16 protein-coding genes and 2 pseudogenes are annotated in these 12383 nt (G+C 60.2%); 5 read left to right on the forward strand and 13 right to left on the reverse strand.

Going from position 1 to position 12383, the window contains the following annotated elements:
* Window positions 1-2: 2 nt before the first annotated feature.
* The 4 genes from K933_RS01930 to K933_RS01945 all read right to left on the reverse strand — a co-directional run bounded on the left by K933_RS01930 (window position 3) and on the right by K933_RS01945 (window position 3805).
* Entirely contained in the window at window positions 3-668 is a 666-nt protein-coding gene (locus K933_RS01930; protein ID WP_023392989.1) for a potassium channel family protein, read from the reverse strand.
* A gap of 122 nt (window positions 669-790) precedes the next feature.
* The gene (locus K933_RS01935; RefSeq protein ID WP_049947520.1) at window positions 791-2320 is read right to left on the reverse strand and encodes a potassium transporter TrkG; all 1530 of its coding nucleotides are present in this window, start codon (window positions 2318-2320) and stop codon (window positions 791-793) included.
* 106 nt (window positions 2321-2426) lie between these two features.
* Complete coding sequence (locus tag K933_RS01940; RefSeq protein ID WP_049947521.1) at window positions 2427-3164, reverse strand: potassium channel family protein; 738 nt, start codon at window positions 3162-3164, stop codon at window positions 2427-2429.
* Window positions 3165-3370: 206 nt separating this feature from the next.
* Window positions 3371-3805 carry a hypothetical protein gene (locus K933_RS01945; protein WP_023392992.1) on the reverse strand — a complete coding sequence of 145 codons (435 nt, stop codon included), beginning with the start codon at window positions 3803-3805 and terminating at the stop codon, window positions 3371-3373.
* Window positions 3806-4033: 228 nt separating this feature from the next.
* Here K933_RS01945 and K933_RS01950 point away from each other — a divergent pair, with 228 nt between their 5' ends.
* Window positions 4034-4777 (forward strand): Lrp/AsnC family transcriptional regulator, encoded by a 744-nt coding sequence (locus tag K933_RS01950; protein ID WP_049947489.1) that lies wholly within the window; start codon window positions 4034-4036, stop codon window positions 4775-4777.
* A 233-nt stretch (window positions 4778-5010) separates the two neighbouring features.
* On the opposite strand, the gene K933_RS17725 is transcribed toward K933_RS01950, so the two are convergent.
* The 3 genes from K933_RS17725 to K933_RS17315 all read right to left on the reverse strand — a co-directional run bounded on the left by K933_RS17725 (window position 5011) and on the right by K933_RS17315 (window position 6725).
* A complete protein-coding gene (locus K933_RS17725) occupies window positions 5011-5253 on the reverse strand; it encodes a hypothetical protein (protein ID WP_200862269.1) in 243 nt (80 codons plus the stop codon).
* 45 nt (window positions 5254-5298) lie between these two features.
* A complete protein-coding gene (locus K933_RS01955; RefSeq protein ID WP_049947490.1) occupies window positions 5299-6000 on the reverse strand; it encodes a DUF7437 domain-containing protein in 702 nt (233 codons plus the stop codon).
* 386 nt (window positions 6001-6386) lie between these two features.
* On the reverse strand, window positions 6387-6725 hold the full coding sequence (locus tag K933_RS17315) for a hypothetical protein (protein ID WP_235063407.1): 339 nt from the start codon (window positions 6723-6725) through the stop codon (window positions 6387-6389).
* A 148-nt stretch (window positions 6726-6873) separates the two neighbouring features.
* Here K933_RS17315 and K933_RS17320 point away from each other — a divergent pair, with 148 nt between their 5' ends.
* The 3 genes from K933_RS17320 to K933_RS01965 are packed head-to-tail and all read left to right on the forward strand — an operon-like array spanning window position 6874 to window position 7796.
* Complete coding sequence (locus K933_RS17320) at window positions 6874-7113, forward strand: helix-turn-helix domain-containing protein (protein WP_023392995.1); 240 nt, start codon at window positions 6874-6876, stop codon at window positions 7111-7113.
* Window positions 7110-7415: a type II toxin-antitoxin system HicB family antitoxin gene (locus K933_RS18525; RefSeq protein WP_023392996.1), complete on the forward strand. Its 306-nt coding sequence runs from the start codon at window positions 7110-7112 to the stop codon at window positions 7413-7415. Before K933_RS17320 ends, K933_RS18525 begins: the two co-directional genes overlap by 4 nt.
* Window positions 7416-7796, forward strand: coding sequence for a PIN domain-containing protein (locus tag K933_RS01965; protein ID WP_023392997.1), 381 nt, complete (start codon window positions 7416-7418; stop codon window positions 7794-7796).
* A 58-nt stretch (window positions 7797-7854) separates the two neighbouring features.
* Here the strand turns inward: K933_RS01965 and K933_RS18220 are convergent, their stop codons facing one another.
* From K933_RS18220 to K933_RS01970, 3 genes are all read right to left on the reverse strand, one after another.
* The gene (locus K933_RS18220; protein ID WP_161631396.1) at window positions 7855-8124 is read right to left on the reverse strand and encodes a hypothetical protein; all 270 of its coding nucleotides are present in this window, start codon (window positions 8122-8124) and stop codon (window positions 7855-7857) included.
* Window positions 8099-8980 carry a hypothetical protein gene (locus K933_RS17735; RefSeq protein ID WP_152529726.1) on the reverse strand — a complete coding sequence of 294 codons (882 nt, stop codon included), beginning with the start codon at window positions 8978-8980 and terminating at the stop codon, window positions 8099-8101. The genes K933_RS18220 and K933_RS17735 overlap by 26 nt, the downstream gene beginning before the upstream one ends.
* A gap of 339 nt (window positions 8981-9319) precedes the next feature.
* The gene (locus K933_RS01970; RefSeq protein ID WP_200862270.1) at window positions 9320-10093 is read right to left on the reverse strand and encodes a DUF7537 family lipoprotein; all 774 of its coding nucleotides are present in this window, start codon (window positions 10091-10093) and stop codon (window positions 9320-9322) included.
* 107 nt (window positions 10094-10200) lie between these two features.
* On the opposite strand from K933_RS01970, the pseudogene K933_RS17330 reads away from it, so the two are divergent.
* A pseudogene (locus K933_RS17330) lies at window positions 10201-10473 on the forward strand (IS6 family transposase); the annotation flags it as partial.
* A gap of 111 nt (window positions 10474-10584) precedes the next feature.
* Here the strand turns inward: K933_RS17330 and K933_RS17740 are convergent.
* From K933_RS17740 to K933_RS01980, 3 genes and pseudogenes are all read right to left on the reverse strand, one after another.
* The gene (locus tag K933_RS17740) at window positions 10585-10950 is read right to left on the reverse strand and encodes a hypothetical protein (RefSeq protein ID WP_152529727.1); all 366 of its coding nucleotides are present in this window, start codon (window positions 10948-10950) and stop codon (window positions 10585-10587) included.
* Between the two features lie 82 nt (window positions 10951-11032).
* Window positions 11033-11343 (reverse strand): annotated as a pseudogene (locus K933_RS19535) (phage NrS-1 polymerase family protein); the annotation flags it as partial.
* A gap of 76 nt (window positions 11344-11419) precedes the next feature.
* Entirely contained in the window at window positions 11420-12373 is a 954-nt protein-coding gene (locus K933_RS01980; protein ID WP_023393000.1) for a hypothetical protein, read from the reverse strand.
* Window positions 12374-12383 lie beyond the last annotated feature (10 nt).

The raw sequence follows: 12383 nt of genomic DNA on the forward strand, positions 1-12383 counted from the left end.
GGTCACGATTCCCTGAACGCATCCGTGATTCGGTCGCTGGCCCCGTTCTTGACGAAGATAGTTACGGTATCGTCGGCCTGAATATCTGACTGTCCCCGAGGGATGTTCAGTTCGCCGTCGCGCACTATCGCCACGATGACCGTCTCTTCGGGGAGCAACCCCTCAGAATCTGCGTCGATGAGACTGAGTCCGGCGATTGGAGCGCCCTCCTCTACCGTCAACTCGAAGATCTCGGCCCCGCTCCCGATCTCCATGAAGTCTCTAATTGTGGGGCGTTGAACGGTCCGGTAGAGGTACTGTCCGTTGAGTTCGTGCGGACTCTCGACGATGTTCACGCCGAGATCTCCGAACAGATCCATGTGCTGGGGATCGTTGATGGAACTCACGAGCGTCTCGACGTCGTACTGCTTGCCGAGCATGGATATCATGAGGTTCACTGAATCGCTCTCGGTCGTCGAGATAAGCGCGTCAGCCTCCTGTATGCCCGCTTCGAGCATGATATCCTTAGACGCCGCATCGGCGTTGATAACCATGCAATCGTAGGTCGCGCTCGTTTCCTCGGCGAGTTTCTGGTCACGTTCGATGACGACCACCTCGTGGTCGTCTTGGGTCGCTAGCTCGATGACTTTGCTTCCGGTTCGGCCTGCACCGACGATGATAATGTACATTGGTACTGGTGTGGGTTGTCTGTTGGTTGGCGGACGGTGCTATCGAGGTGGACCTGAACGAAGTGGCGGTCCGGGAACGTCGAGCACGGGCGTGCTGGAAGCGGCTAAACTGTACATACGGGTCACCGCCTGAAGATGCTGTTTACTAGGGCGAGGACGGGAACGATTTCGAGCCGTCCCATCCACATCTGGAAGATGAACAGGATCTCCGCGACGATCGGCATTCCCGGTCCGGTGATCCCGGCAGAGAGGCCGACAGTCCCCTGTGCGGTTGCCACCTCGAATATCGCGTCCGCGAGTGTGAACTCCGACGGCACGACCGCCAAGAGCACAAACAGCGAGGTAGCCAACAGGAGGAGGTACGTGAACGCGAAGGTCGCTGCGGCGCGGATTTCGTCGTTCGCCTCGTCGGCTTTGAACGTCCGCTGGCCGATTCTGAGGTCCTCGATGGCGTGTTGCGGGAGGAACACGCGAGTGACTTCCCAGCGAATCCCGCGAGCGATGATGTAGCCACGGAGGATCTTGATCCCGCCGACGGTCGCACCGGCAGACCCACCGAGCAGCATCGCTCCGAGCACGATGGTCATGACCGCGCCGTTGTTCCAGTCGCCGATAGCAGACGTCTGCCACCCGGTGGTCGTCTGGGCGCTAATGTACTGGAACAGGCCGTCGCGGAACGCCTGACTCGTCACGACCCGCCCAACGTACCCTATCGGGTCACCGTTGTACGGGACGCCGACCCAGCGGGCGAGAAACACCGTCAAGACGACGACGCCGACGCCGAGCAGTCCGAACAGCATCCGAACCTGGGGGTTCTGGGTGAAGTCTCGGATGTTGCGATCGGAGAGCACGCCCCAGTAGACGGGAATCGAGATGGCTCCCGTGATCATCGCGGGGATGTGGACGAGTTCCATCGCGTAGGAGTCGTAGCCCGCGATGGAGTCGTCGAGTGTACTGAATCCGCCGGTGGACTGGCCGGTCATCGCGTGATTGATCGCGTCGAAGATCGTGTTCTCGATTCCGTACCCGGGTTGGACGACGAACGTCGCCACCGCGAGGTACACCGCCACTGCTGCCGTCACGCCGACATAGATCTTCCAGATGGCTCGCGCGGTTCCGACGATGCTCGGACGGAGCTTCTCGCTGCGGCCTTCGGACTGATACAGCGAAATCCCCGCCGTCCCGTGGGGTTGTCGAAGGATCGCCAGCGAGAGGACGATCATCCCTGCGCCACCGATCCACTGCATCTGCGAGCGGTACCAGAGGAAGCCGTGGCCGACAGACGGTTCCCGGATGCTCATCGTCAGGCCCGTCGTGGTGTACCCGCTCATGCTCTCGAAGAATGCATGCAACGGGTTCTGAAAGTACAGGAGGCTCGACTGGTAGTTCGCTCCAGCGGGAACGAGGGATTCGAGGACTGCCGATGGTGTGATGTAGGCTGCGAGAACGAACGGAATCGCGCCGAATAACGCTGTCACTGCCCACCCGAGCGCCGCGATGATCATCGAGTGATGCCGTTGAGGCTCGGGTGCGTTTTCGTTCAGTTTGTACGCGACGCCACCCGCCACCGCAGTGATCCCCGCCGCGATCAGGAACGCGAGCGCGCTGTACCACTCTCGATAGACGAGAGAGACCAGCACCGGAACGAGCATCGAGCCGCCGATGAGGACCTGAAGCGCACCAACGTCTCTGAAGACCGTCCTCGTCGCTGTGATGAGGTCGTATCGGCCACCAGCCACTGTATCACTCGCTCCGTGCTCAGACATTGGTGAAGGAATTAGAGATTAATTCAGTTGCCGTGCTGAAGTTACTAGCGGCATGATCCTCGTAATGCCCAAAGACGTCGGTTATCTCGGGCGTCGCCCCACTTCCGGAGTAGACAGTCAACCGGTCACTCGTGTCGATACGGGTGTTTCCGCGGGGTGTTATCGGTTCACCCTCGCCTTCACGGTCGATTGCGACGATGAGAATGTCGTCTCCCAGTAACCCACTGTCACCCGCCTCCTGAAGCGTCTTGTCGGCAATCGGTGCATCGGAACCGACATCGATCTCGAACACCTCCGCGTGCTCGCCGACACGCATGTAGTCGACGATCGTCGGACGTTTCACGGCCCGATAGAGGTACTCGGCGATGAGGCGCTGCGGGTTCTCGATGGTATTGACGCCGATCCACTCGAAGATACCCATGTGGTCGGGGTTGTGAACGACGGAAACCACGCCCGGAAGCTCTAGTTCGGTGGCCAGCAGACACACCATGATGTTCGTCGCGTCCTGATTCGTGGTGGAGATCAACGCGTCCGCCCGGTCGGCACCCGCGTCGATCAGGGCCCCTTTCGTCGTCGCGTCGGTGTTGAGCACCAGACAGTCGTACTCGCTCGTGATCCGACTCGCACGCTGTTCGTCGCGTTCGATCACGACGACTTCGTTCCCGGAGCGGGTAGCGATGTCGATGAGGGGAGTACCGATATCCCCCGCTCCCACGATGATGACGTACATCTCAGCGTCCCCCCGTTTTCCCATCGCGACGTGTCGCGACGGGCGGTTCCGAGTCGGTCGGAACGCGGAGCGCTCTATCACCGGCGAGTGACCGCACGGAGCGACTCCCGTCCCGGCATCGAAACGCGCTATCGCTGCTCTCGCACTCGACGGCGAGAGCGTCGGTCGTCTCGACGAGTGGACCAGTGAGGTGTCGGCTCATCGGATTACCGCTCCCCATCGTCTCCGTTAGTTTCCCCCTCGTAGCGAGGATGCGTCGTTGCGTGGCCACTCGCCGTCGTGTCGTGATTTCCACGCCCGCCATTCGGCTGTTCGCTCGCTTCCCCGAGGTACGACCAGTGGAGCGACTCCGTCCCGTCCACCTGCCACTCACGCGTCACCCGGTAGAGGGAGAGCGGTTTCGTCTCGCCGTCATCCCCGTCCGGTGGGTACTTCCAGACGAGGGTGTACGGCCCGTAATACTCGATGTCAACGACCGCCCCCTCCGTCTCCGAACAGATTCGTTCCACCATCGAACATCCAACGTCGTCGAGTCGTCGCTCGACGTACGTCCGAACGGAGCGGAGGGTTGCTGCATCCAGATCGTCGAGGATCTCCGTGAGTATATCGGGAGGGTTCTCCCGTTTCGTCGGCATGCTCATCACCCTCCATCTCTAATGTATCGATAAAAAATTCCGGTAATACGTTCCCTTCGTTCGGATATGGGGGTCATTCTTTCTAATCGTTTTCCAGACGGGGGCCTCGTCTACAGCCGATAGAGTCCCGGTTCCCGACGTTTCCCGGCGAGAAAGAGAGAGCAACCCATAACTGGAGAACGATACGGAAGAGTAAGTTAAATATGAATAGGGGATCGATCACTATAATACGCTATGAGCGAGGGAATCGATGAAGTCGACGAGCAGATCCTCTACTACCTCACGGAAGATGCCCGGCACACGTCCGCGCCGGATATCGCCGAAGAAGTAGAGCTTTCCCCGCCAACAGTTCGGAACCGGATCCGTCGTCTAGAGGAGAACGGTGTCATCACAGGATATCACGCTCACGTGAATTACGAACGGGCCGACGGTCGACTGACGAATCTCTTCATCTGCACCGCGTCAGCCACCAAACGGCAAGAACTCGCTCAGCGTGCTCTCGACGTTTCTGGCATCGTCAACGTACGAGAGATTATGACCGGGAGGGGTGATCTTCGGATCAAGGCGGTCGGCACGGATACCGACGATCTCATGCGTATCGCGCAGGACATCACGGATCTCGGAATCGAAATCGACGATGAGGGACTTCTGCACAGGGAATACTTCCGCCCCTACTCCCAGTTCGCTCCGAGGGGATCCCAATTGACCTCCCCTGTCACGGGTGTCGCCGGATTAGCCGGCGCTGCCGACGTGGTCGAAGTCATCGTCAAAGAACGTGCGCCTATCGCCGGCAAAACACTCAAACAGGCGAACGAGAACGGACTGCTCTCGCCCGGCATACTAATCGTCCGGATCGACCGAGGGGACGAAACGATCACGCCGAGTGGGAGTACGGTGATCCAAGAGGATGATTTCGTGACGATCCACTCCCGGTCGGGCATCGGTGATGACACCCTCGGTGTATTTACTGGGAAGTAATATACGGTTTCGAACGTTCGTGGACGACGTCGCTGAAACCGCCGAATTCTACATCGGGGACGGCACCTCGCGACTCCGCAATCAGGTTAACCACAGCCGTCGATTCGACCCGGTGCGGAACGGATCCGCCGCCCAGACGACATCGCCTCGTCGGAAGGTCTGACCGTCACTCACGCTAGTCACGTGGATCGACCGCGTGTTCTTGCCACTCATCGTACGCGAACGACTCGTCTTCACGGCTGGCGGCAACGGCGCCGGCGTGGTTGACCGCCGCGCCGAGACTCCTCAATGACCTCTGCCCACCCTTCCTCGATAGCGGTCCGCACGCGAGCGTTCTCGGGACCGCCGAGTTCACCAACGACACGTCGAGGGAGTTTGAGCACGACGCCGGCCCGCTGTACTTCCCCTCGGAATCGGTCGTACCGCGCGTTCGGCGGATGGCCGAGCGCGTAGAAGATGTTCGCGTCGACGAGCACATCCCCGTCAGTGGTGAGTGGAGAATCAGCGCCCATCCGCTCGCCTCATTCGTCGGACGCCGCCTCTGTCGGTGCGTCGTCCAGTTCATCGAGTGCCGGAAGCTCCATCGCGTCGTGCACGTCGGGGAAGAGATACTCGAAGAACGGGTCGTGATCACGTCCGACGATCAGCGCGGGTCGGAGCGCGTAGATGATCATCATCGCCTCGGTATCATGGACATCGATGTCGCTCGCGACCATCCGTTGGGTGGTCTCGCCGGTGAAGTGGAGGCCGGCGCCGCGGAGGGCGGCGATGAGTTTCCCGAGTCCGTATCGATCGAGGAAGTACTCGACGTCCTCGTCGACCTCCTGGAGCGCGAGCGCGTGGAGGACGGTCGGCGTGATGACGATGGGGACGTACTGCTCGACGATGACGATCGGGTCGGCGGTCAACTGGTGAGGACGCGTCGAGTCGTCGCGGTCGACGAGCCCGAGATCGACGAGTTGGTCGATATACTCGTAAGTGGTCGACTTCGAGAGATCGAGCGCATCCATGACTTCTGGCGGCGCGACCGGGCCCCAATAGCAGATGTAGACGTACACACGAGCGAGCTCCGACCGGTTGAGAAGCTGGATGACGGTTTCGAGACGGGGAGCGTTCTCGGCCATCGTCTCGGGTGCGAGCGTCTCCTCGTCGAGAGCATCAAGCGGCGGTGGATCGAACGTATCGATTCCTCCATCGGCACGAAGTGACTCACGTTCAGTCATACTCTAAAGTCCGAAGTCTGTGTACTTCAGACTAGCGCCTCGGTTGGTGGCAGAGATGCTAACGGAGAAGCCGAGCCCACGCACCAATTCAAGCGGTCTCGGCCTCAATACCCGACGAAGATGCCGCGAACCATAGTGAAGGAAATCCCAGCTGCTCCGTCGTTTAAGTAGTTCTGGTCACAAGGGATAGCTACGAAGGGCATTCGACGCAGTTGCGTCGAATTTTCTGCGTCTCACCGTTCCGCCGAGGCTTGACTCTCGACGGTCTGTATTCGGGTGCTAGCTACTCGGTTGGCAAGACGAGAGTGACAGTGGAGTTTAATTATCCACCTGTAGTAATCTGATTCGCAGTCCATGTCAGAGGCACGGTGTCGTACTGGCACCTATCACACCGTCGTAGCACGTAGTCGTTGTCCACCTCTGCAGTCGTGAGCGTCTCGACGACCGTCGCGTGAGTGAGCGCCGAGCAGTTGCGACTCCGGGTGGAACACGGCGAGTTGCGTGATCGAGTCGAAGGCCTCGCTACTCGGATTGTGGACCAACACCCGTCGTTCCGCAACCGGCGTCACCACGCCGTCGTCGACGAAATCGTTAACCAACCGCTGCGCCGTCCCGTCGGTGAGGTCCGCTGTCGCCCGAGTGGCGTCTCGATCCTGCGCGAGTTGTTCGGTCTCGAATCGCTCGTAGTCGGTACTTGTGTCGTCGAACGCAGTCGGACCAGCCATGTGGAGTCACGAGACGCATCGTGAGCGCCTCGGGCCCTCCGGCGCCGATAAACCGTTCCCGTCGGCATCAGAGTCCCAGCCGAACCGGTCAGGGCCATCAGCCACGGGAGCAGATGGACTTATCAGACGCGACGCCATAGCGAAAGGCATGCCAACCTCCGAGCGAGATGAGGGCGGTCGATACAAGCCCGAACATTCGGATGCGGAGGTACTCGACGCAGTCCGGACGCACAACCCAGCCGCGACGAGTGAGGTTGCTGACGAACTCGGAATCGCACGCCAGAGTGCGGACTACCGGCTTCGAAAGCTCGCCGACGCCAACCACGTCAATCACAAGAAGATCGGTGCCGCAGCCGTCTGGTCGCTCCCAGCGGAGGCTGAGCGATGAGTAGCGAGCACCGGCGGATCACGCTTACCGAGGCCACGGATGGCCGCTGGACAGCGCACGACGAACGCGCGAACGTGACTGTCCACGGCGACACCCGTTCTGGAGCGCTTGACGCGCTCGATGAGGCGATCGAAGCCGCTGAGACGGACGACAACGACCCGCCCGCTGCGCCACTCTACGAGCTGGTCGGCCTCGTCGACGACGAGGAAGCCGACCGTGTTCGAGAACGATCCGAGCAGTTCCGTGCGGAGTTCGACGAGCGGGTTGACCAGACGCGCCGAGAGCTATCGGATCAGAACTGAATGCTGCTCGACTCGACGTTTCTGATCGATTTGTTGAATTGCGATACGGACGCAATCGATCGACTTGACGACCTCGCCGACGCAGCGACCCCGGTTTCGTTTTCGGTCCTGACCGCGTTCGAGGTCGGAGTCGGACTCAGTGGTGCGACCCAACGAGAGCGATACGACCGAGTGACGGACGCGATGACGGTGATGCCGCTGACACACGCCGATGCGCAGCGGGCGACCGTGATTCAGCGAACACTCCAGTCACAGGGAGCAGCGATTGGCTCGATCGACGCGCTCATCGCCGGCACTGCACTCGAGCGTGATGAGGCGGTACTCACGCGGAACGTCGACGAATTCGAACGGGTTGCCGATCTCGTGGTCGAGTCATATTGACTGTGACCGAGTGAATACTCGACCCCAATAGCCTACTGTGAGGGGCGTATAGTAGCTGTCAATGTCGAACTCTCGGACACCCTTGAGTCCGGGACAGCGCGCTGTCCTCGAACACCTCGAAGCGCACGTCGGGAGTTACGGCGAGGGCTTTTCGTGGAAGGCCACAGTCAGGATCCTTGCTGAACACGATATCGAAGAGGCGGCCGCCCGTGATCAGATCGAGGCGCTTCTGCTCAAAGGGTATCTCTACGAGGTAGAGGAAAGTCTCCGAATCCCGCCTCGCCCTTACGAGTGACCCACCATCAACAGCTGATGATGCTATCGCCATCGACTCGTTGAATACTCTCGGCCGTGACGAGATACGTCGCTCTTGAGGCACCGTCGGCCTCTGTGGTTGCCGTCGAATACCAGTACGGGTGCGTCACACTCACTCGAACACCGTCAGCCGTTCGCTCCGAGACGGTCGCCTCGGTTTCGACACCAGTGTACGATTCGAGCCCCCACGACTCGGTACAGGATGCTTCCTTCAGCTGAGTTCTGATGTAGACCTCTTCGGCGGCGAGAGCACGTTCAGTTGCTTCGTCATCCGAGACACTGGATGCGTCAGTCGATGAGGATGACTCACTGGTCTGATTGTCACCACTCCGAATCGGGTCGGGAAGCGACCGCAGTTCGGGCATCGTCCCCGACCGCTCGAGTGATTGGATACGGGTGCCGTCGACGGTCACGACGAGCGTTTCCCAGTCACTCGGGACGTTCGCGCCGCCAGTGAGGTGGGTCCCAGACTGGCAAGTCGCGTCTGCACTGGACGACGTCGGCGACGTAGTAGTGGTAGACGCGCTGGTTGTAGCGAAGTCGAGAACGTATTCAGTCGAGTGGGAGTTCGAAAGTGACGGTGTGACTCCTCCGAGAGAGTCACAGAGGCGCGCGTCGAACGTCAGATCAGCTGACTCCCCGTCGCTTACGATGTGAACCCAGCCCGTTTCGGATTCCGACTCGTCGGTAAACGAGCCACTGCTTTTCGAGTAGGCGAGCCCGAGTTCATGATCGGGGTTGTCGGATGGGACACCTGTTCCAGATGCGCCCCAGTCGGAGTGAACAGAACTGAGACACCCGGAAAGAGAACTCACGCCAGCGGTGGCACCCACCGTGAGCAGCCGACGGCGAGAGAGTGGAGGGCTCATACGCACGGTGAAGCAATGACTCGGTAAGTACTTTCGGTGGAGCGCGCTCTGCCGATGGCAAGTCCTGTTCTCAATGACCTGTATTCACCTCCTACAAAATGATCGATAGACTAGGTCTGTGTTTGCTTCCGCTAGTTTCCCACAAGCCTTTTGACCCGACTCGGACGGCGGCCGAAGCGCCACAAGTTCGGCTTCAAGGGTCTCGACACGCTCCTGCAATTCGTCGATAGTCGCCTCTCGCTGTTCGAGTTTCGCCGAGAGGACCGAGTTTCGTTCCTTCAGGTAGGCACGCTCGCGTCCATCTGACGTCCCGTCGAGTGTCGGTATCGGACCGAGCAGCTATGCCCTCAAAGTTGTATTCGCCACCCAGTCCGGTTTCTGAACGGTAGTACTTCCTACGTCGGACAGGGTGTACGTCTCCGTCATCCTCCGAGTGTGATAGTCGGCCCAGATAAATTCGTACTCATAGTGGCGGATGACACCGTCCTCGTCGAGTAGGAGGGTCGCTGAGAATTCCTCGAAGTACGAACTCGGGTTCCCGCCCCCCGCCCAGTTGGGCAGCGCGTCAACGCCGGTGGCTTCATAGCGCATCACCGGAACGCCTTGATACGTCTCAACGCCTTCGCGCTGGTAGGTGGCGTCGATCGCAGCGACCGCGAGCACGCTCAGACTTCCGCTGTCGTTGTTGAACCATCCACGCCAGAGATACTGGTCGCCCGATTCATTGAGCACCGACCCGGGGGCGAGTGTCCTTACTGACGTGCGATTATCCGGAAACAGAAAGTACTCCGTACTTCCGTTCGAGTAAATGGTACTGTTCCCTGCGTAGCCGCTAGTGTGGACAAGGTACTGTGAGTCACTGGGTTCGACGAGAAATCGAGCCGTCACGTTCTGGTACGTGAAGTTGTCCTCTGAACGAATCGGATCGCGTTGCTTCTGTGTTCTCTCGGTTACGAGCGTGAAACTCGTATTCCCCAGTTCGGTCGTGTGCCGATCGAACACCGACTGATCGATGTCGGACGCATTCGGAAATTCATCGGGGGACGGCTGGTTACCATCTGTGCCCGGAAGTCCGATACACCCCGCGAGGACCAGCAGGGCGACGACAGTCATTACTGAGAGCCGAAATGTCCGCATAGTATGCTGTTCAATCAAACTATGGTTAAATGTGAGGGGTACCGTCTAGATAAGGGACGAGCAGGTCGAAGGGTTAGTTTCCTCTGCTACTCTCAAACCTGCTCAAAGAGACGTTAGACACTGCTATGCTTGAATGTTGGCAGCATGGAGAGGGGCGTCACCGTCCGCCTCCACGCTGCCGGTCTCCCGCTCAGAAAAACAGAAGCGATTCTGCATTTGGGGTAGAGCGCTCGTTTCAGGCGATCTTCCAGTGGGTTCATCGGCTGGCTGACAGCGTTTCGGACCCGCCTTCGGCGAAGCTGAAGCGGGTCGCGGTCGATGAGACCGCTGTCAAAATCAATGGCGCTCAATGGTCGAACGCCAATTCAGGGGGTTAACTAGACAGTACCCCTCTGCTTTACCCACTATATTCGAGAGGTCTTCCATCTCGCCAGCAGAAATCTGTGTGACCCAGACGAGGAGGAAGGCTACGTATTATTGCCCACGATGCCCTTCAGCCGACTCCACACCGACTCCTCCGATTCGGATTCGTCACTCCCTGCCTGTTGAGTCGACTGCTTGCCTCCCGCCTCATCCGACTCGGACGGCGACCGAAGCGCCGCGAGTTCTGACTCCAGTGTCTCGACACGCTCCTGCAACTCGTCGATGGTGGCCTCTCGCTGTTCAAGTTTCGCCGAGAGGACCGAGTTTCGTTCCTTCAGGTAGGCACGCTCGCGTCCATCTGACGAGTCACCTGCCCCCGTTGTCTCGACTGACTCACCTGCTATCTGTATCGTCTCCGTTGACCCACCTGCGTCGGCCTGTGTCGCCTTCGTTGACTCATCTGTATCCATCCCCTCTCGTCTCGGCCGATAGACCACTCGAGGCTGCCGTGAACTCGTCGGCGAAGTCGGAGTCATCCTGCACCGCTGTCCCCTCCCGCGTGGAAGGCTCGTAGAACTCGCTCGTGTTGTCGATGGCACGCTTGACCGTCCGTTCACCGTAGGTATCGCCGTTCGAGTGATGGACGTCGTCCCACTTGTCCCGATAGAGCCGCGACCGGCGGAACAGTTTGTCGACCCGCATTGCGTCTCCCCCCGTCCAGAACGCGAGCAGACAACACAGCGCCATGTCGGCTTCCGACTGACTCGGGTAGCCACTGGTTCCGCCTCTCCACAGTCGGTCGAACTTCTCGCCGTTCCCGGCGTCTCGTGCCTTCGCAGTAGTTCCTCGTCTGAGAGGCTCACCTCCGTCACGGACTCCTCCGGCAGTCCAACTGCCTCCAGCGGTACTGCGTGCGGCGGCCTGTCCAGAACTCCTCGATCAGCGTGGCGAGCCGGTCAGCGGAGACGGGTTCACAGTCGCGCGAGTCGAGGCCCCGGATCGCAGCTTGCACGTCATCGAGGCGCTGTTCGAGCGTCTCGCGCTGTTGTTGTTCGATCTCGGCGCCGAGAGTAGCGGGCTCTCGGCGCCGATGAACGCAAGCAGACTGCCGACATAGGGAAGCGACTGGAGGTGGGACGTGGCGCCTCGTTCGGCCAACTGGACGTCACGAATGCTGACCGGCACGAGGATGTGGTACTCCCGAAGGCTGGTTCCCCGCGCTCGAAACTCCGCCGGCAGACGGGTTTCGTACGTCTCGACGATGTCCCGAAGCGCGTCGCTCGCCTGGACGTCGGGGTCGTCGCGACGATCCCGATAGCTCTCGGTGATCCGCTCGGGGTCGATCGAACGGGCGCTGGCGTGAATCTGGATCGGAAAACCGAGCGTGTTCAGTGCGTTCCCGAGGGCGTTGGCCGCGCCGTCCCACTCGTCGTGGGTCGCGAGCGCCATGTTCGCCGGGTCGACACGAACGGCCGCAACGAACTGGCCGTCCTGTCGCTCCACTGCGTCGGCTTCGGGGACGAACCGAGCGATCTGCGTCAACGAATCGGGACGCTCGTTGGGGGCTGTGTCCACGGCGGAGCGGGTGGTCTCGCAGGTGGCGAATCGCGCGATGCGAGTGAGCCACCGATGCGGCGTCATGTGGTTCGGCGCGATGTACACGACCGCGCCGGCCACGAGGAAGATCACGATCGCTCCTGCGAGGCCGATGGTCGTCCCCCAGCGCCCGCCGAAGCGGGAGCTGAGTAGGACGACCAGCAGAGCGCTGAACATCGCAGGGATGAACAGTTTGAGGTCGTCGATACTGTAGTCGATATCGACGCCGACGATTTCGTCGGCGGCGCCGAACTCATCGAGTACCCGTCGGTGGGGATCGCGGCTTCTGTTGCTCATTGGTTGAATC

Source organism: Candidatus Halobonum tyrrellensis G22, from assembly GCF_000495475.1.
Lineage (GTDB): Archaea > Halobacteriota > Halobacteria > Halobacteriales > Haloferacaceae > Halobonum > Halobonum tyrrellense.